This window comes from Pseudomonas sp. HN11, from assembly GCF_021390155.1.
GTDB lineage: Bacteria > Pseudomonadota > Gammaproteobacteria > Pseudomonadales > Pseudomonadaceae > Aquipseudomonas.
Genome location: NZ_CP089985.1, coordinates 1645235 through 1670393, shown reverse-complemented (window position 1 = coordinate 1670393; position 25159 = coordinate 1645235). Strand labels below are relative to the sequence as shown.

General features: G+C 59.6%; 21 protein-coding genes and 1 pseudogene. 6 read left to right on the top strand and 16 right to left on the bottom strand.

Translation table 11 applies throughout. The annotated features are described in order from the left end of the window. Positions 1–17: 17 nt before the first annotated feature. Positions 18–1028 carry a beta-N-acetylhexosaminidase gene (nagZ, locus tag LVW35_RS07635; RefSeq protein WP_233894582.1) on the bottom strand — a complete coding sequence of 337 codons (1011 nt, stop codon included), beginning with the start codon at positions 1026–1028 and terminating at the stop codon, positions 18–20. Positions 1029–1164: 136 nt separating this feature from the next. Continuing rightward, complete coding sequence (locus tag LVW35_RS07630; RefSeq protein WP_233894580.1) at positions 1165–1872, bottom strand: TetR/AcrR family transcriptional regulator; 708 nt, start codon at positions 1870–1872, stop codon at positions 1165–1167. Between the two features lie 262 nt (positions 1873–2134). Between LVW35_RS07630 and lexA the strand changes: the two genes are divergently transcribed. Beyond that, complete coding sequence (gene lexA / locus LVW35_RS07625; protein ID WP_003172575.1) at positions 2135–2743, top strand: transcriptional repressor LexA; 609 nt, start codon at positions 2135–2137, stop codon at positions 2741–2743. Between the two features lie 10 nt (positions 2744–2753). Beyond that, positions 2754–3227 carry an SOS-induced cell division inhibitor SulA gene (gene sulA / locus LVW35_RS07620; RefSeq protein ID WP_233894578.1) on the top strand — a complete coding sequence of 158 codons (474 nt, stop codon included), beginning with the start codon at positions 2754–2756 and terminating at the stop codon, positions 3225–3227. Positions 3228–3422: 195 nt separating this feature from the next. Here the strand turns inward: sulA and LVW35_RS07615 are convergent, their stop codons facing one another. From LVW35_RS07615 to LVW35_RS07580, 8 genes are all read right to left on the bottom strand, one after another. Continuing rightward, positions 3423–4682, bottom strand: a complete 1260-nt coding sequence (locus LVW35_RS07615; protein ID WP_233891656.1) for an IS256 family transposase — start codon at positions 4680–4682, stop codon at positions 3423–3425. A 148-nt stretch (positions 4683–4830) separates the two neighbouring features. Then, on the bottom strand, positions 4831–5064 hold the full coding sequence (locus tag LVW35_RS07610) for a hypothetical protein (protein ID WP_014717511.1): 234 nt from the start codon (positions 5062–5064) through the stop codon (positions 4831–4833). 110 nt (positions 5065–5174) lie between these two features. Then, entirely contained in the window at positions 5175–5696 is a 522-nt protein-coding gene (locus LVW35_RS07605) for a DUF6586 family protein (RefSeq protein WP_233894576.1), read from the bottom strand. A 126-nt stretch (positions 5697–5822) separates the two neighbouring features. Continuing rightward, positions 5823–8444 carry a type I DNA topoisomerase gene (topA, locus tag LVW35_RS07600; RefSeq protein WP_233894574.1) on the bottom strand — a complete coding sequence of 874 codons (2622 nt, stop codon included), beginning with the start codon at positions 8442–8444 and terminating at the stop codon, positions 5823–5825. A 114-nt stretch (positions 8445–8558) separates the two neighbouring features. Beyond that, complete coding sequence (locus LVW35_RS07595; RefSeq protein WP_233894572.1) at positions 8559–8795, bottom strand: DUF1653 domain-containing protein; 237 nt, start codon at positions 8793–8795, stop codon at positions 8559–8561. A 96-nt stretch (positions 8796–8891) separates the two neighbouring features. Then, positions 8892–10067 (bottom strand): acetyl-CoA C-acyltransferase FadA, encoded by a 1176-nt coding sequence (gene fadA, locus LVW35_RS07590; protein ID WP_016975260.1) that lies wholly within the window; start codon positions 10065–10067, stop codon positions 8892–8894. Between the two features lie 29 nt (positions 10068–10096). Continuing rightward, positions 10097–12244: a fatty acid oxidation complex subunit alpha FadB gene (gene fadB / locus LVW35_RS07585; protein ID WP_233894570.1), complete on the bottom strand. Its 2148-nt coding sequence runs from the start codon at positions 12242–12244 to the stop codon at positions 10097–10099. A gap of 481 nt (positions 12245–12725) precedes the next feature. Then, positions 12726–13163, bottom strand: coding sequence for a hypothetical protein (locus LVW35_RS07580; protein ID WP_233894568.1), 438 nt, complete (start codon positions 13161–13163; stop codon positions 12726–12728). A 106-nt stretch (positions 13164–13269) separates the two neighbouring features. Between LVW35_RS07580 and LVW35_RS07575 the strand changes: the two genes are divergently transcribed. Continuing rightward, entirely contained in the window at positions 13270–13710 is a 441-nt protein-coding gene (locus LVW35_RS07575) for a universal stress protein (protein WP_233894566.1), read from the top strand. Between the two features lie 121 nt (positions 13711–13831). Here LVW35_RS07575 and LVW35_RS07570 read toward each other — a convergent pair whose 3' ends face one another. Continuing rightward, positions 13832–15751, bottom strand: coding sequence for an ATP-binding cassette domain-containing protein (locus LVW35_RS07570; RefSeq protein WP_233894564.1), 1920 nt, complete (start codon positions 15749–15751; stop codon positions 13832–13834). A 213-nt stretch (positions 15752–15964) separates the two neighbouring features. Between LVW35_RS07570 and LVW35_RS07565 the strand changes: the two genes are divergently transcribed. Beyond that, entirely contained in the window at positions 15965–17893 is a 1929-nt protein-coding gene (locus LVW35_RS07565; protein WP_233894562.1) for a transglycosylase SLT domain-containing protein, read from the top strand. Positions 17894–17974: 81 nt separating this feature from the next. On the opposite strand, the pseudogene LVW35_RS07560 reads toward LVW35_RS07565, so the two are convergent. Then, positions 17975–18742 (bottom strand): annotated as a pseudogene (locus LVW35_RS07560) (Fic family protein); the annotation flags it as partial. 63 nt (positions 18743–18805) lie between these two features. After that, entirely contained in the window at positions 18806–20581 is a 1776-nt protein-coding gene (locus LVW35_RS07555; RefSeq protein WP_233894559.1) for an ABC transporter transmembrane domain-containing protein, read from the bottom strand. Positions 20582–20829: 248 nt separating this feature from the next. Between LVW35_RS07555 and LVW35_RS07550 the strand changes: the two genes are divergently transcribed. Beyond that, on the top strand, positions 20830–21003 hold the full coding sequence (locus LVW35_RS07550) for a PA1571 family protein (RefSeq protein ID WP_014717504.1): 174 nt from the start codon (positions 20830–20832) through the stop codon (positions 21001–21003). Positions 21004–21055: 52 nt separating this feature from the next. Here LVW35_RS07550 and pdxB read toward each other — a convergent pair whose 3' ends face one another. Further along, positions 21056–22198 carry a 4-phosphoerythronate dehydrogenase PdxB gene (gene pdxB / locus LVW35_RS07545; RefSeq protein WP_233894558.1) on the bottom strand — a complete coding sequence of 381 codons (1143 nt, stop codon included), beginning with the start codon at positions 22196–22198 and terminating at the stop codon, positions 21056–21058. A 140-nt stretch (positions 22199–22338) separates the two neighbouring features. Here pdxB and LVW35_RS07540 point away from each other — a divergent pair, with 140 nt between their 5' ends. Then, entirely contained in the window at positions 22339–23733 is a 1395-nt protein-coding gene (locus LVW35_RS07540; RefSeq protein ID WP_233894557.1) for an MATE family efflux transporter, read from the top strand. On the opposite strand, the gene tusA is transcribed toward LVW35_RS07540, so the two are convergent. Both tusA and rlmM read right to left on the bottom strand, forming a co-directional pair. Then, a complete protein-coding gene (tusA, locus tag LVW35_RS07535; RefSeq protein WP_071483636.1) occupies positions 23730–23981 on the bottom strand; it encodes a sulfurtransferase TusA in 252 nt (83 codons plus the stop codon). The two genes, LVW35_RS07540 and tusA, sit on opposite strands and share 4 nt — an antisense overlap. 27 nt (positions 23982–24008) lie before the next feature. Continuing rightward, positions 24009–25085: a 23S rRNA (cytidine(2498)-2'-O)-methyltransferase RlmM gene (gene rlmM / locus LVW35_RS07530; RefSeq protein ID WP_078047417.1), complete on the bottom strand. Its 1077-nt coding sequence runs from the start codon at positions 25083–25085 to the stop codon at positions 24009–24011. Between the last annotated feature and the right edge of the window lie 74 nt (positions 25086–25159).

Sequence of the window (25159 nt, the reverse complement as noted above, 5' to 3'; positions counted from 1 at the left end):
AGGACGCGCTGCGGTTTTCATTCGATCAATTGAGCATCCCGCAACGCAGTCAAGACCACCAACCAACGTGGATCCTGCTTGTAGTCCGTCGACGCAATCGCCTGGCCACGCATGCGTGCAATTCGAGCCGATGGCTTGACTTTCATACGCTGGGCGGCAGTCAGCGCCAGTTCGGCAGCTGCGCGATCATTGCATACCAACCCCATGTCGCAACCGGCCGCCAGAGCCGCTTCGATGCGGCTGGCTGCATCACCGACCACATGGGCGCCGGCCATGGACAGGTCATCACTGAAAATCACCCCATCGAATTGCAGCTCGCCGCGCAGGATGTCCTGCAACCAGCGGCGCGAAAAGCCGGCAGGCTGGGCGTCGACTTGCGGGTAGATTACGTGCGCGGGCATCACTGCCGCGAGTTGCTTGCTCAAGCGTGCGAAAGGCACCAGATCATTCGCGCGAATCTGCTCAAGGCTGCGTTCATCATTGGGAATCGCGACGTGGGAATCGGCCTCAGCCCAACCGTGACCAGGGAAGTGCTTGCCAGTGGCAGCCATGCCAGCGCTGTTCATGCCACGGATGAAGGCACCGGCCAGTACGGCGGCGCGCTCGGGGTCGCCTTCGAAGGAACGGGTGCCGACCACGGCGCTGCGTTGGTAGTCCAGGTCCAGCACCGGGGCGAAGCTCAGGTCCAGGCCCACAGCCAGCACTTCAGTCGCCATGATCCAGCCGCACTGTTCGGCCAGGTATTCGGCATTCGGGTTATCCGCCAACGCACGCATGGCCGGCAGGCGCACAAAACCCTGGCGCAGGCGCTGTACGCGGCCGCCTTCCTGATCGACGGCCAGCAGCAGGTCCGGGCGCACCGCACGAATCGCTGCGCTCAACTCCCGCACCTGGCGCGGGTGCTCGATGTTGCGCGCGAAAATGATCAGGCCGCCCACTTCAGGCTGGCGCAGCAGATGGCGGTCCTCGGCCGTCAGCCAGGTGCCGGCAACGTCGACCATCAAAGAACCTTGCAGGGCAGCAGTCATAAACCTTCCTTAAATAACGCACACAACCCGTTGCCCTCACCAGGCACAGTGAGTACAACGGGTTGCGAGTAAATAGCTGAATTCGGCATGGGCCGCTAGCTTAGCGGATGCAGGCGGTCGCGCACACCCGGTAGGGTCAAACCTTGGCGGGCGTGGGCGCAGACTTGCTGCGTGGGCGCAATTGGGCAGCGGCCATGGCGGCGTCGGTCACACCGGTCTCGGCGCGCATGCCGGCGGCCAGGAACGGCACCATCAGGCGCATGACCTGCTCAATGGAAGTGTTGACGCCAAAATCCGTCTCGGCAATGGCCCGCAATGCCTTGATCCCGGACATGCTGAATGCGGCAGCGCCGAGCATGAAGTGCACGCGCCAGAACAGCTCGATCGGCGGAATACGCGGAGCGGCCTCGTTGACCAGCAACATATAGCGACGAAATACCTTGCCGTACATATCTTCCAGATAACGGCGCAGGTGACCCTGGCTTTGGCTGAACGCCAGGCCCAGCAGGCGCATGAAGATCGACAAATCGTTGCCGCTGCGGGGCTGAACCACCAGGGCTTGCTCGACGAGGATTTCCAGCAGCTCTTCCAGGGTGGGCTTGTGGTCGGCCTTGGCTTGGCGACGCTCCAGCTCACGGTCGAGGCTGGCGCAGAACGGCCCTAGGAAGCGCGAAAACACCGCCTGGATCAAAGCCTTTTTCGAGCCGAAATGGTAGTTCACCGCAGCGAGGTTGACGCCAGCCTTGCTGGTGATCAGCCGCAATGAAGTTTCAGCAAATCCTTTTTCCGCGAACAATTGCTCGGCAGCATCGAGAATGCGTTCAACGGTTTCCGACTGGGCCATGGCTACTCCGCCTGACAAACACTTGTTTGAAACATACGTTTCAGGGCGTGTCTTGTCAAGCCTGCGGGTTCGCTTTCCGGCCGGGCAGTCATGTATTTCATCGCTATTTAATCACATCCCTACCGGTCTGTAGGCAGCGCTATCCCTGGTTTGTAGGAAGCGTGCCGATGACCGTCCAGCGGAGTGGCAGAAAAGGATGATTGCCAAGCGCAATTCACTGTATATAATCCCAGTCACTGTATAAAAAGACAGAGCGATCAACATGCTAAAACTGACGCCACGCCAAGCTGAGATTCTGGCTTTTATCAAGCGCTGCCTCGATGACAACGGCTACCCGCCGACACGAGCGGAAATTGCGCTGGAACTGGGGTTCAAGTCCCCCAACGCCGCCGAAGAACACCTCAAGGCCCTCGCTCGCAAAGGCGCGATCGAGATGACTCCCGGTGCTTCACGCGGTATTCGTATCCCTGGGTTCGAAGCCAAGGCCGACGAATCGACCCTGCCGATCATCGGCCGTGTTGCCGCCGGTGCGCCGATCCTGGCACAGCAGCACGTCGAAGAGTCCTGCAACATCAATCCTACCTTCTTCCATCCTCGCGCCGATTACCTGTTGCGAGTCCATGGCATGAGCATGAAGGACGTGGGCATTTTTGATGGCGACCTGCTGGCCGTCCATACAACTCGCGAAGCCCGTAATGGCCAGATCGTCGTCGCCCGTATCGGTGATGAAGTCACCGTCAAACGCTTCAAGCGCGAAGGCAGCAAGGTCTGGCTCCTGGCCGAGAACCCTGAGTTCGCCCCGATTGAAGTGAACCTGAAAGATCAGGACCTGGTGATTGAAGGCTTGAGCGTCGGCGTCATTCGCCGCTAAAGGAGGCATCATGCAACTCGTCCATACCCCACAACACACACAACTGTCGCTGTTCGAGGCCTTCATGGCCCAACCCCTTGCGCCCATCCTCAAGGAAACGATCGAAGCGCCCTGGAGCGCCGAGCCTGAGGCGTTCAGTGAATTGTCGTTGCGCGGTGCGGCCGGGAGCTGCCTGAGCCTGCTGGCGCCGATCCTGCGTGAACTGAGCGAAGAGCAGGACGCACGCTGGCTGACACTGATCGCCCCGCCCGCCAGCCTGACCCAGGCCTGGCTGCGGGACGCCGGCCTCAACCGCGAGCGCATCCTGCTGCTGCAACCACGTGGCGCACAAAGTGCCCAGCAGTTGACCTGCGAGGCGCTGCGCCTGGGCCGTAGCCACACGGTCGTGAGCTGGTTGAATCCATTGAGTCTCAGCGCCAAGCAACAGCTGATCAGTGCCGCACGCACGGGTGATGCGCAGAGTTTGAATATTCGATTGGGATAACATCACAGGCCTAGCCTGAACTGAGCAGGCTTTCTGTGGTGAGCGGGCTTGCGCTGGGCTGCGAAGCGGCCCCAAAACCAAGCACCGTGGAATACCTGATTTACTGCGTCAATCTATTTAGGGCCGCTACGTAGGAGAGTGTCAGATTTTTTGTGTGCGGGCCGGTAACGGCCTGCCGTCAGGCAGGCCCTAGCTTTACCAGGTCGGCCTGATAAATCGATCTGCGTACAGGATCGCAAATTGATTCATCGCGCTCTTCCAGTCATGGGCTGCACTGCCCCAGTTCGCGGTGATATTGCGTAAACCCAGCCAAATCAGCTTCGTCGCGGCATCGTCCGTTGGGAAGTGGCCTCGCGTCTTGATGATCTTGCGCAACTGAGCATTGATGCTCTCGATGGCGTTGGTTGTGTAGATCACTTTGCGTATCGCCGGGGGAAACACGAAGAACGGGATAACCCGATCCCAAGCGCGCTTCCAAGCCGCCACAACCGTGGGATATTGCTTGCCCCAAGGCCCGGCTTCGAAGGCCAGCAGCGCTTGCTCGGCGAGGTCAGCATTGAGCGCTTGATAGATCGGCTTCAATGCCTTGGCCAGCTCACGGCGCTTGTCCCAGCCTGCGTAATCGAGGCTGTTGCGGATCAGATGGACGATGCAGGTCTGCAACGTCGTCTCAGGAAACACAGCACTCAGCGCTTCGGGCATGCCTTTGAGACCGTCAGTTACGGCGATCAAGACGTCCTCGACGCCTCGCGTTTTCAGGTCGTTGAAGACCTTCATCCAAAACTTGGCGCCTTCGGTTGTTTCAATCCAAATGCCCAGGATATCTCGGGTTCCGTCCGGCAATACGCCCAGTGCCAGGTAAATCGCTTTGTTGCGCACCAGGCCTTCGTCACGAATTTTGACTCGCAATGCATCGAAGAAAATTACCGGGTACATCGGTTCAAGCGGTCGCTGTTGCCAGGCGGCAACCTCCTCCAAAACGGCGTCAGTGACGGAACTGATAAAGTCGTGGGAGACTTCTGTTCCGTACTGTTCCGAGAGAAACGCCCTGATTTCGCGAACCGTCATACCTCGGGCATACATCGCGATGATCTTGTCATCAAAGCCTGTAAAACGGCGCTCATGCTTAGGGATCAAGATCGGGGCAAAACTTCCATCGCGATCTCTGGGAATATCCAGACGCAAAGGGCCGTCATCGGTCAGCACCGTTTTGCCACTCTTGCCATTGCGTTGGTTGCTCGAATCCTCAGGGCGCTCCGCGCCCTGAGGATAGCCAAGATGGTGGCCCAACTCGGCACCAAGAGCTCGCTCGATCAGCGCCTTTTTGAACGCCATCGAGGCGTCCTGAATGGCTTCGGCACTCATCGGACCGCTGACGAACTGGTCGATCAGCTCTTTGGGAATGGATGGAAGGTCTCGCGTGGCCTCACGGGCCGGTTTCTTTTTTGTCGGCATACATGCACCTCTAGCAACATGTTATGCCCGAACACAAAATTTATGACAGTCCCCTACGTAGCGCAGCGCGGGGCAAGCCCGCTTACCACAACAAGCCCACTCACTATAGAGGCTTGCCTGACCACAATGGGTTCCTTCACCAAAGGCCTCAGTGAAGAACCCGCGGCCCCTCGTCTTTCTCCGGTTCGCCTTCAGCCAGGCGACCGGCCATCTGCACCCCCACGCTCAACATGGCTTTAGCCACTTCCACGTGCTGCCCCTGCAGAAACACCTTGGCGTCTTCGGAAAAATCCAAAATAACCAGAGAACCCTCGTCCTCAGCCCGGCGCAGCTCGATTCGGCCGTCAGGCAACTCAACAATTTCCAGAAAGGACGTCGGCATAAAAATCTGTTCTCCACGAAAGGCCGGGATTATATCAGTCATCCACCCAGCCCCGCAGCGGATCTGAACAGGTTTCTTGACAGCTTGATGAATGGTCGCCTACAGGATATTCAGCACTCGTTGAGGCCTTCGCGAAAGCGCAGCGCCATCTTTTTCAGCTCCTGGCGCCAGCCCTCCAGCTCTTCCCGGCTCAACGGCTTGGGCTCTTCCTCTTCCACCGCAACCGCCACGATCAACGGCTGGGTCACGTCACCCTTAGGCACATGAGGAACACGCGGCGGTTGGAACATGTCCGCATGCGCCTTGAGCAAGCGTGCGATCCAGCTGTCAGGGCTTTGAGCCATTTCAACCAGTTCGGTCAGCTCAGGAATGGCCATTGCGTCCAGCACTTCGCGATTCATGATCATTTCTGCACGAGGCGAACCGGCCTGTGGCAGGCGGTAAAACCCGGCGATTTCATGGCACAGGCCCAGCAAGGCGCCGTAAAGATGGAACAACGCCGCTTCACGCCCCGCCTGGACCAGCGCAATGGCATTCATCTCTTTCCCTTCCTCGGCACGACCAAGGGCCTCCAGGGACAAACCCGCGAAATAAATTTTCTGATTGGTACGGGTATAGAGTTCGTTGGCCATGACGGCAATCTCCACAACGAATAAGCGTGATGCTGGCTGAACAGTGTCACGGATCAGTCCAGCGCACTGCAAGGGCGAAAAAAGGCCGCCTATGCAGGCGGCCTTTGTATTTCGCAGATTAGTCGATCAAGCGCCCTGGCGCTTGTCCTCGACCTTCCACTTGCCGCCGTCGTAGAACGCTTTCCAGCCGGTAGGCTTGCCGTCCACTTCGGTTTGCACGTACTGCTCCTTGGTCTTGCGGCTGTAGCGGATCACGGCTGGACGACCGTCCGGGTCCTTCTTCGGCGCTTCACACAGGAAGTGGTACTTCGGATCGATCTCATCCTTGTGCGGCACGATCTCCAGCACCAGCGGTGCACGGGTCTCACGGTTTTTCGGGAACTGGCTGGCAGCCAGGAACAGCCCCGAAGCACCATCACGCAGGATGTAAGTGTCGTTGACCTTCTCGCACTTGAGCTCCGGCATCTTCACCGGGTCCATTTTCGGCGGCGCCGCATCACCGCTTTTCAGCAGTTTGCGGGTGTTCTTGCACGTCGGGTTGGTGCAGCCGAAGAACTTGCCGAACCGGCCGGTCTTGAGCTGCATCTCGCTGCCGCACTTGTCGCATTCCAGGCTCGGGCCTTCATAGCCCTTGATGCGGTAGCTGCCTTCTTCGATCTCGTAGCCGTCGCAATCCGGGTTGTTACCACAGATGTGCAGCTTGTGCTTTTCATCCAGCAAGTAGGCATCCATCGCCGTACTGCAGATCGGGCAGCGGTGCTTGCCACGCAGCACCAGCGACTCGGATTCACCCTCGTCGTCAGCCGCGATTTCATCGCCCGGCACCAGGTTGACGGTCGCCTTGCAGCGCTCTTTGGGCGGCAGGCTATAGCCCGAGCAACCGAGGAACACGCCCGTGGAGGCGGTACGAATTTGCATCGGTCGACCGCAGGTGGTGCACGGAATATCCGTCATCACCGGCTGGTTGGCGCGCATACCGCTCTCAGGGTTCTCGGCCACTTCGAGTTTTTTCTTGAAGTCGCCGTAGAACTCGTCCAGCACGTTTTTCCAGTCGCGCTCGCCCTGGGCCACGTCATCGAGGTTCTCTTCCATGCCGGCGGTGAAGCCGTAATCCATCAGGTTGGAGAAACTCTCGGACAGTCGCTCGGTGACGATGTCACCCATCTTTTCCGAATAGAAACGACGGTTGTGCAGCGCGACATAGCCACGGTCCTGGATGGTGGAGATGATCGCCGCGTAGGTCGAAGGACGACCGATACCGCGTTTTTCCATCTCTTTGACCAGGCTGGCTTCCGAATAACGCGCCGGCGGCTTGGTGAAGTGCTGGGACGGGTCAAGCTTGATCAGCTTCAACGTATCGCCCTGCGCCATGTCCGGCAGTACATCGTCATCGCCTGGCTTGGCGATTTGCGGCATCACGCGGGTGTAGCCGTCGAACTTGAGGATACGGCCCTTGGCACGCAGTTCGAAGTCGCCAGCGCCCACGCTGACGGTGGTAGACAGGTATTGCGCCGGCAGCATCTGGCAAGCGAGGAACTGGCGCCAGATCAGCTCATAGAGGCGCTCAGCGTCGCGTTCCATGCCGCTCAGCTTGGCGGGCGTGGTGTTGGCGTCGGACGGACGAATCGCTTCGTGAGCTTCTTGTGCGCCTTCCTTGCTGCTGTAGACATTCGGCTTCTCCGGCAGGTACTTCTTGCCGAACTCGCTTTCAATATAAGTACGCGCCATCGCGACCGCGTCCACCGACAGGTTGGTGGAGTCGGTACGCATGTACGTGATGTAGCCGGCTTCGTACAAGCGCTGGGCCATCATCATGGTTTTCTTCACACCAAAGCCCAGGCGGTTACTCGCGGCCTGTTGCAGGGTGGACGTGATGAACGGCGCCGATGGCTTGCTGCTGGTCGGTTTGTCTTCACGCTTGACGATGCTGTAGCTGGAAGACTTGAGCTTCTCCAGCGCGGCCATGGCCTGGGCTTCGTTCAGCGGCTTGAAGGCCTCGCCTTTTTCGCGAGCCACTTCAAAGCGCACGTTGGCGCCCTTGGCGGTGCCGAGGTCGGCGTGGACTTCCCAGTACTCTTCGGGGATGAACGCACGAATCTCGCGCTCACGCTCCACCACCAGCTTCACCGCAACCGATTGCACACGGCCGGCGGACAGGCCACGGGCGATCTTGGCCCACAGCAGTGGCGAAACCATGTAGCCCACGACGCGGTCGAGGAACCGCCGGGCCTGCTGGGCGTTGACGCGATCGATGTCCAGTTCGCCCGGCTTGGAGAAGGCCTCCTGGATGGCTTTCTTGGTGATTTCGTTGAACACCACACGCTTGTAGCGGCTGTCGTCACCGCCGATGGCTTCCCGCAGGTGCCAGGCAATGGCTTCCCCTTCGCGGTCCAAGTCCGTTGCGAGATAGATGGTGTCGGCATCTTTGGCGAGCCGGCGCAGCTCTTCGATGACCTTTTCCTTGCCTGGAAGGATTTCGTACTTGGCCTTCCAACCATGATCCGGGTCCACCCCCATGCGCGAGACCAGCTGCTTGCGCGCTTTCTCTTTAGGGGTGAGTACCGGACCTTCGCCCGCAGCCGCCTTGCCGCGCTTGGCGGCTGGCTCCTTGCTGGCACTAGCCGAACCGCTGGTGGGCAGGTCTCGGATATGGCCGATACTCGACTTCACCACGTACTCGTTGCCCAAGTACTTGTTGATGGTCTTGGCCTTAGCCGGGGATTCCACAATGACCAGCGATTTGCCCATGGATCGGAAAATTCCTGAATTCGAGAAGTGAAAGGCAGTTGGCGCCTGTCGCGGCAACGCTATATATAGTGGCAACAAGGTGAGGTCAAGCGCAGCATTCTGCGCGACCCGCCGTTATTGCCCTGAAAAAAGACTGGGTTCGGCCTGGACCAAAGCAAAGCGCGGGACCTGCTCGCCGTCAACTTCGACGGTCTCCAGGAACATGCTCAACGGGCGTACCCAAAAGCCGCAATCGCCATACAGAGCTTGATAGAACACCACTTCCTCTTCGGTCTCGGAGTGCCGCGCCACACTGAAAACACGGTACTGCGGACCTTTATAATGTTGATAGAGCCCTGGTTCGACTTTCATGCTCTGGCCCTCTTACAAAATTTGTTGAAAAAAATATTAAAAATTCCAAAAAACAAAAACCGGGGCACTGGGCCCCGGCTTCCGTCAACCCAACGCTTAAACGCGTTCGAAGACGGTGGAAATGCCTTGGCCGAGACCAATGCACATGGTTGCAACCCCAAGGTTGCCGCCATTTTGCTTCATCACGTTAAGCAAAGTGCCGGAGATACGCGCACCGGAGCAACCGAATGGGTGGCCCAGGGCAATCGCGCCGCCGTGCAGGTTAACCTTCTCATTCATCTTGTCGAGCACTTTCAAATCTTTCAGCACCGGCAGGGCCTGTGCGGCGAAAGCTTCGTTGAGCTCGAAGAAGTCGATGTCGTTGATGGTCAGGCCCGCGCGCTTCAAGGCTTTTTGTGTGGCCGGTACTGGACCATAGCCCATGATCGCCGGGTCTACACCCGCCACGGCCATCGAACGGATCACAGCCAGCGGCTGGATACCCAGGTCCTGGGCACGCTGCGCCGACATCACGATCATGCACGAAGCGCCGTCGGTGATTTGCGACGAAGTACCGGCTGTCACGGTGCCGCCCTTTGGATTGAACGCCGGCTTCAGCGCCGCCAGGCTTTCCAGGGTAGTGTCCGGACGAATGGTTTCGTCGTAATCGAACAATTTCAGGAAACCGTTCTCGTCATAACCGTTCATCGGGATGATTTCATCCTTGAACTTGCCTTCCACGGTCGCCTTGTGGGCGAGTTGGTGGGAACGCAAGCCGAAGGCGTCCTGGGCTTCGCGGGTAATGCCGTGCATTTTGCCGAGCATTTCCGCGGTCAGGCCCATCATGCCCGAGGCTTTTGCCGCATACAGCGACATGTGCGGGTTAGGATCGACGCCGTGCATCATGCTGACGTGGCCCATGTGCTCCACGCCACCGACCACGAACACATCACCGTTGCCGGTCATGATCGCCTGGGCGGCGGTGTGCAGCGCGCTCATCGACGAACCGCACAGGCGACTCACGGTCTGGCCGGCCGCGGTGTGCGGGATCTGGGTCATCAACGACGCCATGCGCGCGATGTTCCAGCCCTGCTCCAGGGTCTGGTTGACGCAGCCCCAGATCACGTCCTCGACTTCGTTCGGGTCGACCTTGACGTTGCGTTCCAGCAATTTGCTGATCAGGTGCGCCGACATGTCTTCGGCACGGGTGTTGCGGTGCATGCCGCCCTTGGAGCGGCCCATCGGCGTACGACCGAAGTCGACGATCACGACGTCTCTTGGATTCAAGCTCATCAATATTCTCGCTCTAGTCGTCTGGGCACTTAACCGAAGAAGCGTTGGCCGTTTTTGGCCATTTCACGCAGCTTCGCGGTCGGGTGGTACAGCGGGCCCAAATCAGCGTATTTGTCAGCCAGGGCAACGAACTCAGCCACACCGATCGAGTCGATGTAACGCAGCGCACCACCACGGAATGGAGGGAAACCAATACCGTACACCAGGCCCATATCGGCTTCGGCGGCGGTCTCGACGATGCCGTCTTCCAGGCAACGCACGGTTTCCAGGCACAGGGCGATCATCATCCAGTTGATGATGTCCTCGTCGGACACCTCACGCTGTTCGTAGATGACCGGCGCCAGCACTTCGTGCACCGACGGGTCGGCCACTTTCTTCTGCTTGCCCTTCTTGTCCGCCTCATAGGCGTAGAAGCCCTTGCCGTTCTTCTGGCCCAGGCGCTTGGCCTCGTACAACGCGTCGATTGCCGAGCGGCGGTCGTCTTTCATGCGGTCCGGGAAGCCCTCAGCCATCACGTCGCGACCATGGTGGCCAGTGTCGATGCCGACCACGTCCATCAGGTACGCCGGACCCATCGGCCAGCCGAATTTTTCCATGACCTTGTCGATGCGCACGAAGTCCACACCGGCGCTGACCAGCTTGGCGAAACCGCCGAAGTACGGGAACAGCACGCGGTTGACCAGGAAGCCCGGGCAGTCATTGACCACGATCGGGTTCTTGCCCATTTTCTTGGCGTAGGCAACGGTGGTGGCAACGGCCTGCTCGCTGGACTTCTCGCCACGGATCACTTCCACCAGCGGCATCATGTGCACCGGGTTGAAGAAGTGCATGCCGACGAAGTTTTCCGGGCGCTTGAGGGCCTTGGCCAGCAGCGAGATGGAAATGGTCGAAGTGTTGGACGCCAGGATGGTGTCGTCTTTGACCTGGGCTTCCACTTCAGCCAGCACGGCTTGCTTGACCTTCGGGTTCTCGACAACCGCCTCGACCACCAGGTCGACGTGGCCGAAATCGCCGTAGGACAGCGTAGGACGGATGCCGTTGAGCACCTCAGCCATTTTCGCGGCAGTCATGCGACCTTTGTCCACGCGACCGACCAGCAGCTTGGCGGCTTCTGCCAGGCCTTGCTCGATGCCGTGCTCGTTGATGTCCTTCATCAGGATCGGCGTGCCTTTGGACGCCGACTGATAGGCGATACCGCCGCCCATGATACCGGCGCCGAGTACGGCAGCCTGTTTCACGTCCTTGGCGATTTCGTCGTAGGCCTTGGCTTTTTTCTTCAGTTCCTGATCGTTCAGGAACAGGCCGATCAAGCTCTGGGCTGCGGAGGTTTTCGCCAGTTTGACGAAGCCGGCCGCTTCCACTTCCAGGGCTTTGTCGCGACCGAAGTTCGCGGCTTTCTGGATAGTCTTGATCGCTTCAACCGGCGCCGGGTAGTTCGGGCCGGCCTGGCCAGCCACGAAACCCTTGGCGGTTTCGAACGACATCATTTGTTCGATAGCGTTGAGCTTGAGTTTTTCCAGCTTCGGCTGACGCTTGGCCTTGTAGTCAAATTCGCCACTGATGGCGCCCTTGATCAGGTTCAGTGCAGCTTCCGCCAGTTTTTCCGGGGCAACTACTGCGTCGACGGCACCGACTTTCAGGGCGTCTTCAGCCTTGTTTTCCTTACCGGCGGCAATCCATTCGATGGCGTTGTCGGCACCGATCAGGCGTGGCAGGCGAACGGTGCCGCCGAAACCTGGGTAGATGCCCAGTTTGACTTCAGGCAGGCCGATCTTGGCCGTGGCCGACATGACGCGGAAGTCCGCCGCCAGGCACATTTCCAGGCCACCGCCCAACGCGATGCCGTTGATCGCGGCGACGGTCGGTACATTGAGGTCTTCGAAATCGCTGAAAATCTTGTTGGCTTCGAGGTTGCCAGCCACCAGCTCGGCATCGGGCAGCTTGAAGTTGTCGACGAATTCGGTGATGTCAGCGCCGACGATGAACACGTCCTTGCCGCTGGAGACGATCACGCCCTTGACCGAAGCATCTGCTTTGATGGTGTCTACGGCCTGACGCAATTCATTCAGGGTTAGACGGTTGAACTTGTTGACGGACTCACCCTTGAGGTCGAATTTCAGTTCGACGATGCCACTTTCAAGAGCCTTAACCGTGATGGCTTTACCTTCGTAAATCATCAACTGATCTCCACGATATGGAAGCTAAACAGTACACACTGGACGCTGGCCTCTGGTTGGACATTGGTGAATTCGCCAATGTTCACGCCAATCCGCCAGGCACACCCGCCAATGCGATAGTCGGGATTCTGTATGAGTCGTCTGACAGACAAACGCTCAATTCATACGCCCGTTTGATTTGGGTACGCCACCTTCATCCAATTCCGGGCAATTGTCAATCGCTCGAAAGGCCAGGAAAAACGCGACTTTCCAGTCATTTCAGAACCCCGACCATAAGCCCACGACTCGTCAATATTCAAATATTCACGAAATCAATAGTGGGAAAGATGTGGGAAAAGGCTGTACAGAACGGGATATACCGCTAGGCTAGCGACAACCCTGACGCGCCTGGATGAATATCTGACGCGGGAAACACGAAATTACCGGCCTGCCTGGCCAGCTCCAGCCCGATGATGATGTCGGGCTTTTTATTGTCTGCGATTCAGGCCAGGGCCTTGAGCAGTGCATCGATATCCTTCAATACGCTCGCCTCGCCCTTCTCGCCCCAATACAAAGCGATCATCTGCTTATCGGCTTCGACCTTGTAGACGTTGGCCGGCAGCGTCGCAAAATACGGCAACAACTTTTCATCGACACATACTTCGCGCCACTGATTCACCCAGACCCCAGGTTGCAACTGCCAGTAACTCCAGATCGCCGGCGTACCGCCACGCCGTGGCCGGCAGTACTGCGCGCACGGGCTCGGTGGTTCCTGCTTGAGCCAATGCGGCCACTCCTGGGGCGACAACTGCATGGCCAGGCCGATGCGGCGCGCCTCCATGCGCAAGGCCATGCGCCCGCTTTGATGGCGCGAAGGGCGCAGCCATGCCAAAGGGCTCAGAACCACAACAAGGATTGACACCACTATCCAGACCGTCATATCTGTACTCCCGAATTTCTAGATGAGCGGATTTGACCTGTCGCAACCCCATCCGCTTAAAAGCAGCCATACTGAACTTATTGCAGTCCCCCTGGAGGAACGCCTCATGCCCTACCAACATATTCTGGTCGCTGTCGATCTGACCGAAGAGTGCGATCCAGTGATCAAGCGCGCGCAGGAATCTGCAATTGCCAATGGCGCCAAACTGTCTCTGGTGCATATCGTAGAGCCTATGGCCATGGCCTTTGGCGGTGACGTGCCAATGGACCTTTCCCAGTTGCAGCAACAACAATTTGACCAGGCCAAGGAGCGCCTGGACCGTTTGATTCTCAAATACCCGCACTTGAAAAAGGAAGACTGCCACCTGACATACGGCCAACCGCGCCAGGAAATCCACCACTTGGCCAAGGAAAAGGCTTGCGACTTGATCGTGGTGGGCAGCCATGGTCGTCACGGTTTGGCGTTGCTGCTGGGTTCTACTGCCAATGATGTGCTGCACGGCGCGCCGTGCGACGTACTGGCAGTGAGACTGGTGAAATCCTCTTAAGTACAACGCAGTTCAAAATGTGGGAGAAGGCTTGCTCGCTCCACATTTTTAGCGCATTTCATATAAAAAGCCCGGCGTTCCTACGAATGAAAGCCGGGCTTTTTTATTGCTGACGAATCACTCAAGCATCCAGCTCAGCCCAACGCTCAACCAACACTTCCAGCTCCTGGTTCAACTTCTCCAGGGAAGCAATCACCTTGGCGGTTTCCGCCGCCGGACGCAGGTAGAAACCCGCGTCCGCCATCTCCGCTTCAACGGCGGCAATCTGTTGTTCTTTGGCCTCGATATCTCCCGGCAAGGCTTCCAGTTCACGCTGCAGCTTGTAGCTGAGCTTCTTCTTACCCACCGGCGCAGCCTCTGCAACCGGCGCAGCAGCCGCCACCGGGGCCACCACCGCTGAGTTCAAGTCGGCCTTGCCGGACTTGCTCTCGGTCACGCCCAGCAAACGCGGCGAACCACCCTGGCGCAGCCAGTCCTGGTAACCACCGACGTATTCACGCACCTTGCCTTCACCTTCGAAGACCAGGGTGCTGGTGACCACGTTGTCAAGGAAAGCCCGGTCGTGGCTTACCATAAGTACGGTGCCGTTGAAGGTCAGCAGCACTTCCTCCAACAGTTCGAGGGTTTCCACGTCGAGGTCGTTGGTCGGTTCGTCGAGCACCAGCAGGTTGGCCGGTTTACTGAACAGCTTGGCCAGCAGCAGGCGCGCACGCTCACCACCGGACAAGGCTTTCACTGGTGTACGTGCACGCTGCGGGCTGAACAGGAAGTCACCCAGGTAGCTGAGCACGTGGCGGCTCTGGCCGTCGATATCGATAAAGTCGCGACCTTCGGCGACGTTGTCGATCACGGTTTTTTCCAGGTCCAACTGGTGGCGCAACTGGTCGAAGTAGGCCACGTCGATGCGGGTGCCCTCTTCCACGGTACCGCTGGTCGGCTGCAGACCGCTGAGCATGAGCTTGAGCAAGGTGGTCTTGCCGGTGCCGTTGGCGCCCAGCAGGCCGATACGGTCGCCGCGCTGCAGAACCATGGAGAAGTCCTTGATCAGGAACGGGCCATCCGGGTGATGGAAGCTGACATTCTCCAGCACCATCACCTGCTTGCCCGACTTATCGGCGGTGTCCAGCTGGATATTGGCCTTGCCGGTGCGCTCGCGGCGTTCGCTGCGCTCGACGCGCAGGGCTTTCAAAGCACGTACACGGCCTTCGTTACGGGTACGACGGGCCTTGATACCCTGGCGGATCCAGACTTCTTCCTGGGCCAGCTTCTTGTCGAACAGCGCGTTGGCGGTTTCTTCTGCGGCCAGCGCGGCTTCCTTGTGTACCAGGAAGCTGGCGTAGTCGCCGTTCCAGTCGATCAAGCCGCCACGGTCCAGTTCAAGGATGCGCGTCGCCAGGTTTTGCAGGAAGGAACGGTCGTGCGTGATGAACAGTACGGCGCCCTGGAACTCCTTGAGGGCCTCTTCCAGCCAGGCGATCGCGCCGATGTCCAGGTGGTTGGTCGGTTCGTCGAGCAGCAGCAGGTCGGGTTCGGACACCAGGGCCTGGGCCAGCAGCACGCGACGACGCCAGCCGCCGGACAGCTCGGCGAGGGTCTTGTCGGCCGGCAGTTGCAGGCGGCTCAAGGTGCTGTCGACCAGTTGCTGCAAGCGCCAGCCATCACGGGCTTCGAGGTCTTGCTGAACGTGCATCAACTTGTTCAGGTCGTCTTCGGTGACGCAGTTCTGCGCCAGGTGATGGTATTCGGCGAGCAGTGCACCGACGCCGTCGAGGCCTTCGGCAACCACGTCGAACACTGTCCGTCCGTCGGCCACCGGCAATTCTTGCGGCAATTCGCCGATCTTGAGACCTGGCGCGCGCCATACGGAGCCGTCATCGGGCTTCTGGTCGCCTTTGACCAGCTTCATCATGCTGGATTTGCCGGTGCCGTTGCGGCCGATGATGCACACCCGCTCACCACGGGCGATCTGCCAGGACACCTTGTCCAACAACGGCATAGCGCCGAAAGCAAGGGACACATCGCTGAATTTGAGCAGGGTCATACGCTTCTCCAAAAACTGGGCGCGCATTCTACCTGAGTTAGGGGTGGGATGCGGCTGGCATTTTCGCTGCGGACACGTTCTGTAGGACATTTCCGGCGAACTTGAACGAACCGGCCAGCAAAGCTTTCACCGGCCGCCGGCAAAAGGCTAAGCTAGGGGCAATCAGTGTCGGCGGTGCCGGTGCTAGTCGTGATTTCTCTGCACGGACGTCTCATGCGCAGTCGCCTTTTCAGCTTTTTATCTTGTCTGCTTCTTTCCACCACTGCCGTTCAATCCGCCCAGGCCGTGGACCTCACCACCCAACGTCAATATTACGATGAAGCCAAACGCGCCCTGGCCAAGGGTGATACCGGGCCGTACATGCAATACAGCCAGGCCCTGGCCGACTACCCGCTGACACCGTACCTGGCTTATGACGAACTGACGGCGCGCCTGAAAACCGCGAGCAACCAGGAAATCGAGCAGTTCCTCGCCAAAAACGGCGACCTGCCCCAGGCCAACTGGATGAAACTGCGCTGGTTACGCTGGCTGGCCGAGCGTGGTGATTGGCAGACCTTTGAAAAGTATTACGACACCAAGCTCAATTTCGTCGAGCTGGACTGCCTGCATGGCCAATACCAGCTCACTCATAATCTGAAAGCCGAAGGCTACAAGACCGCCGAAAAACTCTGGATGACCGGCAAGTCGCAACCGGCCGCCTGCGATGTCACCTTCGGGCAGTGGGCGGCTGACGGCCAGCTCACCGAACAGAAGATCTGGGACCGCGCCAAGCTCGCCGCCGAAGCACGCAACTACGCGCTGGCCAACAGCCTGGTGAAAACCCTCCCCACCCTCGGCGCTCAAGGCCGCCTGATGGTGGATGTGGCGCAAAAGCCAGACATGCTCAGCGACCCGTCACGCTTCCTGCCTGCCACCGAGGCCATGTCTGACGCCGTGGGCCTGGGCTTGCGTCGCCTGGCACGCCAGGATCCGGACAAGGCCATGGCCCTGCTCGACGGCTACGCCAGCAGCATGCACTTCTCTCGTGACGAAAAAGTGTCGATCGCCCGGGAAATCGGCCTCACCCTGGCCAAGCGTTATGACCCACGCGCCCTTGAGGTGATGACCAAGTACGATCCCGAGTTGCGCGACAACACCGTCTCCGAATGGCGCCTGCGCCTGCTGTTGCGCCTGGCGCGCTGGGAAGATGCCTACCAGTTGACCCGCAAACTCCCACAAGACCTGGCGACCACCAACCGCTGGCGTTACTGGCAGGCCCGTAGCCTGGAACTGGCTGAACCCAAGAATCCGCAAGCATTGGTGCTGTACAAGAACCTGGCGCAGGAGCGCGACTTCTACGGTTTCCTCGCGGCGGATCGCTCCAAGGCCCCGTACCAGTTGAAGAACAAGCCGCTGCTGATGAGCCAGGCGCTGGTCAACAAGGTGCGTAACACCCCCGGCGTGCGCCGTGCACTGGAATTCTATGCCCGTGGCCAAGTGGTGGATGGCCGCCGTGAGTGGTACCACGTCAGCCGTCACTTCAACCGTGACGAGATGGTCGCCCAGGCCAAGCTGGCCTACGACATGAAATGGTACTTTCCGGCGATCCGCACCATCAGCCAGGCGCAATACTGGGACGACCTGGACATCCGCTTCCCGATGGCGCACCGCGACACCCTGGTGCGTGAAGCCAAGGTGCGCGGCTTGCATTCCAGCTGGGTGTTCGCCATCACCCGTCAGGAAAGCGCCTTCATGGACGACGCCCGCTCCGGCGTCGGCGCCAGCGGCCTGATGCAACTGATGCCCGGCACCGCCAAGGAAACCGCGCGCAAGTTCAGCATCCCCCTGGCCTCCCCGGCACAGGTGCTGGACCCGGACAAAAACATCCAACTCGGCGCCGCCTACCTGAGCCAGGTGCACAGCCAGTTCAATGGCAACCGCGTGCTCGCTTCCGCCGCCTACAATGCCGGCCCAGGTCGCGTGCGCCAATGGCTGCGCGGTGCCGATCACCTGAGTTTCGATGTGTGGGTGGAAAGCATCCCGTTCGACGAAACCCGCCAGTATGTGCAGAACGTGCTGTCCTATTCGGTGATCTACGGCCAGAAGCTCAATTCGCCACAGCCGTTGGTGGATTGGCATGAGCGGTATTTTGATGATCAGTAACAAGAGCAACTTCAAGCGGTAAGTTTGAAGTTTCAAGATGCCCGTATTGAGAGATGCGGGCATTTTTTATGGGGCGACCGGTCGCTCACTTTGCACAGCTTCGGCCAAAGCCAAGCTCAAAGCCTGCAGCATAAATTCAACGAAAGGGGTCGCCTCCGCTTGCTGATCGGCTGCCGACAGTGCGGCGTAGTAGTCATCCTGCTGTTCCCGGATCACCGCTTCCACTGGCAGGTAAGCCAAGACAGGGCGCCACTGACTGAGAATCAGCGTTTGCCATAAACGACCCATCCGCCCATTCCCGTCCGCGAATGGATGAATAAACTCAAACTCATAATGGAATACACAACTGGCGATCAAAGGGTGCCAATCCGAAACCGCCAGCCATTGCAGCAGGTCATCGACCAGATGCGTAACACGGCTCGCAGGCGGAGCCATGTGTACCAACTGCTCACCACGATAAATACCGACGCCTGACTGTCGAAACTGGCCCGCATCGTCGATGAGTCCACACATCAGCAGCTCGTGTGCCTTGAGCAAGTCAATACAATCACCGGGAACCCAGTGCGGCATGGCCTCGTAAGCAGCAAATGCATTACGTACCTCTTGGATTTCCCGAGGTAAGCCCAGCACTCGCTTACCTTCCAGGACGGCGGTTACTTGCTCGACACTAAGGGTGTTGTTCTCAATGGCCAGCGAAGCCTGGATCGTGCGAATTCGATTGTCGCGCCTGAGCTGAGGTGCCTGACGATTATCAACACCGACGGATAGTTGACCTATCTGCTCACTGATATCGGCTACCAGGCCGAGCATCTTTGTAGTCAGTGTCAACGGAGGTTGATAACGGCTCATGTCCTCATCCAGTTCAATAACGAAAGACTACATGATGCCCTAAGGGCTCGGTTTTGCGCAGCTTCAATCAACCTCTACCCCATCACTGAACTGCAACGCCGCCAACCGCGCATACAACGCATTGCTCGCGATCAACTGCTGATGCGTGCCCACCGCGACCAACTTGCCCCGGTCCATCACCGCGATCCTGTCGGCGTTTTTCACCGTCGCCAGCCGATGGGCGATTACCAGCGTGGTGCGCCCTTGCATCAATTGCGGCAGCGCTTGCTGGATCAGGTGTTCACTCTGGGCATCGAGGGCGCTGGTGGCCTCGTCCAGCAGCAGGATCGGCGCGTCCACCAACAAGGCGCGAGCGATGGCCAGGCGTTGGCGTTGACCACCGGAGAGGCCCATGCCGCCGTCGCCCAAGTGGGTCTGGTAGCCGTCGGGCATTTGCAGGATGAAGTCATGGGCGTGGGCAATGCGCGCGGCGGCCTCGACCTGTTCGGTGGTGGCCGTCGGGTTGCCGTAGCGGATATTTTCTTCGACGCTGCCATAGAACAGCACCGGGCTCTGGGACACCAGGGCGAAGTGGCGGCGCAGGTCCAGGGGGTCGAGTTCGGTGAGCGGGTGGCCTTCGAGCAGGATGCGGCCTTGCCGGGGATCGTAGAAGCGCAGCAACAGATCGAAAATCGTCGATTTACCCGCGCCGGACGGACCCACCAAGGCCAGGGTTTCACCGGGGTTGATGGTCAGGTTCAGGCCGTCGATGGCATAGCTGTCGGGACGTGAAGGATAGGAAAACCGCAGGTCTTGCAGCTCCATGCGGCCGTTGACGCGCGCTGGCAATTGGACGGTGCCTTCGGCTGGGGCCTGGATCTCGTTGCTCGACTGCAACAACTCACCAATGCGCTCAGCGGCCCCGGCGGCGCGCTGCAACTCACCGAGCACTTCGCTCAGGGTGCCGACGGCGCTGCCGACGATCAGGCTGTAGAACACAAACGCCGCCAGTTCGCCGCCGGAAATGCGCCCGCTGATCACGTCCATGCCGCCCACCCACAGCATCACGCCCACGGCGCCCAGTACCAGCATGATCACCAGGGTAATCAGCCAGGCACGCTGGGTGATGCGTTTGCGCGCGGTGGTAAATGCTTCCTCCACCGTTACGGCAAAGCGTTTTTCGTCTTGCACCTGGTGGTTGTAGGCCTGCACGGTCTTGATCTGGCCGAGTGTCTCGGACACATAACTGCCGACGTCGGCAATGCGGTCCTGGCTTTGCCGCGACAAGCTGCGCACGCGTCGGCCGAAGATCAGGATCGGCGCCAGCACCAGCGGCAATGCCACCACCACGATGCTGGTGAGCTTGGGGTTGGTGACAAACAACAGCACGATGCCACCGATGACCATCAGCGCATTGCGCAAGAACAGTGACAGCGACGAACCGATCACCGATTGCAGCAAAGTCGTGTCAGTGGTCAGCCGCGACTGAATCTCTGAACTGCGGTTGTTCTCATAAAAGCCCGGATGCAGGTAGATCAAGTGGTTGAACACCTGCCGACGGATATCCGCCACCACCCGTTCCCCAATCCACGACACCAGGTAAAACCGCACGAAAGTGCCCACCGCCAAGCCCAGCACCAGCACCATGAACAGGCCGATGGACTGGTTGAGCAGGTGCGGAGACTGAGTCATGAAACCCTGGTCCACCAGCAGGCGGATGCCCTGCCCCATGGACAAGGTAATGCCGGCCGTGACGATCAGCGCCAACAGGGCACCGAGTGCGTGCCAGCGGTAGGGCGCAATGAAGCGACTGGCCAGGCGGATCGCACGGCGTTGACGGACTGAGAACATGGAGGGCATCACCAATGAGGAACCTGTAGACCTACATTGGGGGAACTTGAGTAAATAACAATGAGTCAGGTTAATTATGCCCACCGATGCTATTCGCTAGAGGCTATCGGTCTAACCCCCGGCTGGAAATCCGTGTCGGTTTCTGTTGGACTGGGTGTTCGAACCGGTGACCTTGAAGGGAGTTGTAACAGCCTGGTCACGCAGGCGGCTTAGAGTAAGAAGCAGAGTAGGTACACAACCTGATGAGGAGACAGGCCATGACCTTGCAAAACAGCAGCGATGCCAAGATTGAAGTGATCCGCCAGCCGCAGCAGTTGCCTTGCTCGTATATCGACGCCAAGGGCCGCGAAGTGCAGATTACCGAAGAGATGATCCAGCAAGCGTGCAGCGAACTGGAACAGCGACTGGTCAAGCCTGCCCAGCAAGGCTGAAGCGCCGACGCTCTTTCAAACCCGGCCCAGGTGGCCGGGTTTTTTATTGGGTCTAAACGCTTACGGCGCCCAATGCGGTGATGATGTTCGACAACACTGCCGACTCCCCATTGATGCGCACCTTCAAGCCATCAATTTCACGGCGCTCAGGGTAGTTTTTGCGCAACAGGTCAAACGCCTTGCGCTGCTCTTGCACCGTTCCCACGAGGCTACGCCGGAAATCCGCATCGTCACGGCGCGGGTCGTACACACTGCGGCACAGGGTCGCCAGCGCCCAGGCCGGATCGGTCGAGGCGTTCAACTGCACCTCGGCCAGCCACGGTGGCGGCAGCAAATCACTCAACTGAATGCTCGGCGCCTGACCCAGGTGGGCGCAGAACGCCTGATAGATCTGCGCCGTGCCGCGCTGCTTGCCATCCAGGCTGTAGCCGGCGATGTGTGGTGTGGCCAGCACGCACAAGTCAGCCAGGTCCACGTCCACTTCAGGTTCGCCCTCCCACACATCCAGCACCGCCTGTAAATCTTCGCGCGCAAGCAACACCTCGCGCAGGGCCGCGTTGTCCACCACTGGACCACGGCTGGCGTTGATCAGCCAGGTACCGGGCTTGAGCTGCGCAAGGCGCTGACGGTCGAACAAGTGCCAAGTGGAGCCGTTACCGGATTTGGTCAGCGGTGTGTGCAAGCTGATGACATCGCATTGCTCGATAATCTGCGCCAGGCTGACGTAATCGCCGTCTTCGGCGATCTGCCGCGGCGGGTCACAGACCAGCACATTCCAGCCCAGCCCCTTGAGCACCTTGACCAGCCGCCCGCCGACTTCACCCGCGCCCACGACGCCATAGGTGCGCTGATTGAGATCAGCGCCTTCGATTTCGGCCAGGGTCATCAGGCTGCCCAGCACATAATCCACCACGCCACGCGCATTGCAGCCAGGGGCGCTGGACCATTGGATGCCGGCCTGCTTGAAGTAATCGAGGTCCAGGTGGTCGGTGCCGATGGTGCAGGTGCCCACGAAGCGCACCTTCGTGCCCTCCAGCAACGCACGGTTGACGTTGGTCACCGAACGCACCAGCAACACATCGGCCTGCTCGACTGTGGCGCGGTCAATGGAACGGCCGGGCACGCGGCGAATCTCGCCAAATCCCTGGAAAAATGCATCGAGCAGCGGAATATTTTCGTCGGCAACAATCAGCATGGCAGGCTCCTTTGGCGGACCCGCAGTGTACAGGGATCACAGCCCGCGCTTACAAATCCCTAACATAGGTTTTTTCCTGACCGATGCGTCAAGGCGTAGAATCCGCGGTCCTTGCGCTTCCCTTTTTTGGACACCTGTACGTGAACACTGTCTCTGCCACCCTCAGCCGCCCCGCCCGCATCAGCCGGGAAGTCGGCGGCCTGCTGACGCTCGCCCTGCCGATCATGGTCGGCCAACTGGCCACCACCGCGATGAGCTTTGTCGATGCGGTAATGGCCGGCCGCGTCAGCCCCCAGGACCTGGCAGCAGTGGGCCTGGGCAACTCGATCTGGATTCCGGTCTACCTGCTGATGAGCGGTACGCTGCTGGCCACCACGCCGAAAGTCGCCCAACGCTACGGGGCGGGCCAGTACAGCGAAATCGGGCCGTTGGTGCGCCAGTCACTGTGGCTGGCCTTGGTGGTCGGCATCATCGGCTCACTGCTACTGCTCTGCGCCGAGCCGATCCTGCATGCAATGAAGGTTGAACCGGACCTGATCGTACCCACCATGGGTTACCTGCATGGCATCGCCGCCGGTATGCCGGCCATTGCGTTCTATTACGTGCTGCGCTGTTTCAGCGATGGCCTGGGCCGCACGCTGCCGAGTATGGTCATGGGCCTCTTCGGCCTGGCGCTGAATGTTCCGCTGAACTACATTTTCATCTATGGTCATCTCGGTCTGCCGGCCATGGGCGGCGTAGGCTGCGGCTGGGCCACGGCCATCTCGATGTGGGCAATGATGCTCGGCCTGGCCGGCTGGAATCGCTGGGGGCCGGCCTACCAGAGCAGCGAGCTGTTCAAGCGCTTCGACTGGCCGCAATGGGCAGCGATCAAACGTATATTGAGCATAGGCCTGCCGATTGGTGTGGCGATCTTTGCCGAGTCGAGCATCTTTGCGGTGATTGCCCTGCTACTGGGCAGCCTGGGGGCCACTGTGGTATCTGGTCATCAGATCGCACTGAACGTCAGCTCCCTGGTGTTCATGATCCCCTACTCCTTGAGCATGGCCGTCACCGTGCGAGTCGGCCAGGCCCTTGGGCGTGACGAACCGCGTGAAGCCCGCTTCGCCGCAGGTGTTGGCATGGGCACGGCGCTGGCCTATGCCTGTCTGTCCTGCAGCCTGATGCTGCTGTTTCGCGAGCAGATCGCGGCGATCTACACCCCGGACCCAATCGTCATTCACTTGGCTTCGATGCTGATCGTGTTCTCGGCGCTGTTCCAGTTCTCCGACTCGATCCAGGTCACGGCGGCCGGCGCACTGCGTGGCTACCAGGACACCCGGGTGACCATGGTGCTGACCTTGTTCGCGTACTGGGGCGTGGGATTGCCGGTGGGTTATGCCCTGGGGCTGACGAATTGGCTGGGCGAGCCGAGCGGCCCAAGCGGCTTGTGGCAAGGGCTGATCGTCGGCCTGAGCTGTGCGGCGGGGATGTTGCTGGTGCGCCTGGCGCGCAGTTCACGCCGGCGTATCCGCGCCGACAAGGCGCGGGTTTAAGCGGATTTCTTGCGGATCCAGTACAGATACGTACCGGCCTGCTCCTGCTGATCCACCAGCTCATGGTCAAGGAACACGCAGAACTTGGGGATATCGCGGCGCGTGGACGGGTCGGTCGCGATCACCTTGAGCAAACCGCCGGGCGGCAGGTCACGGATGTGCTGGTGCAGCATCATCACGGGCTCTGGGCAATTCAAGCCTGTTGCATCTAGGGTGCCGTCGACGGCGGTGTCGAAAATATCGCTCATGGTCTACTCCTGATACTGGCCGCCAGTCTACCGGGCCTTGGTTTTCTTCACATCCACCAACCGACGCAAGTGGCAGGTCACTTCTTCACGATCGTGGTACAGCTGCTTACAGCCGATCTCCACGCGTATGCCGCGTGCCTTGAAGCCGTCTTCGATGCGCTCCAGCAGACGCTTCACTTCGGCGTAGCGCTGTTTCATCGGCAGTTTCAAGTTGACCACCGCCTCGCGGCAATGCCCCTCGCCGATCCAGGTTTCCAGCAGTGCGGCGTTCCGCGCCGGCTTTTCGACGATATCGCAGACCATCCAGTCCACCGGCTGCTTGGGCACGAAGGTAAAACCGTCAGCCATCAAGTGCTGCACCAGGCCGGTGTCCATCAGGCTTTCAGCCATCGGCCCGTTATCGATGGCCGTCACCAGCATGCCACGGTTGACCAGTTGCCAGGTCCAACCGCCGGGCGCCGCGCCGAGGTCGACGCCGGTCATATCGCCGTGCAGGCGCTCGTCCCACTGGTCGCGGGGGATGAAGTGGTGCCAGGCCTCTTCCAGCTTGAGGGTCGAACGGCTCGGCGCTTCGCGGGGGAATTTGAGGCGCGGGATGCCCATCGGCCACATCGCAGAGTTGTTCGACTCGGCCAGGCCCATGAACACTTCACGGCCGCTTTTGAAGGTCAGCAGCAGGCGCGGCTTGCTCGGGTCGTCCACCAGCTTGCCGGCGTTCAGCAGGGCTTTGCGCAGGTGCACTTCGAATTTCTTGCAGAAGTTGGACAGTTCCTTGCCATCGTTGGTGTCGACCATCTCCAGCCACAGGCTGCCGCACACAGGGAATTCACGCAGGTGGGCGAGGATTACGCTGATGCGATCGGTTTCCGGCAGGTCGATGAACACCCCGCGCGCCCACTGCCGTGGAAAAATCAGCTCGGCAAAGCGCTGGCCGTGCATCAGGCGCTGGGCGCCATCTTCTTCAGTGCAGACAAATTCGGCGCAGGCGCTGCCGGTCTTGGCCTTGGCGTAGCCGGAAACGTTCAGGCGCGCGGCGTGTTCCGCGATCTCGGAACAGACTTCGCCTTCAAAACCCGGACGGCAGTGCATAAAAAGGGTGTTCATTGAATCTCCTGGCAACTGGGCTTGCTGTAGCGCAAGTCCTGTCATGAAAACGCGCGCATGATAGCCGAGTTCGG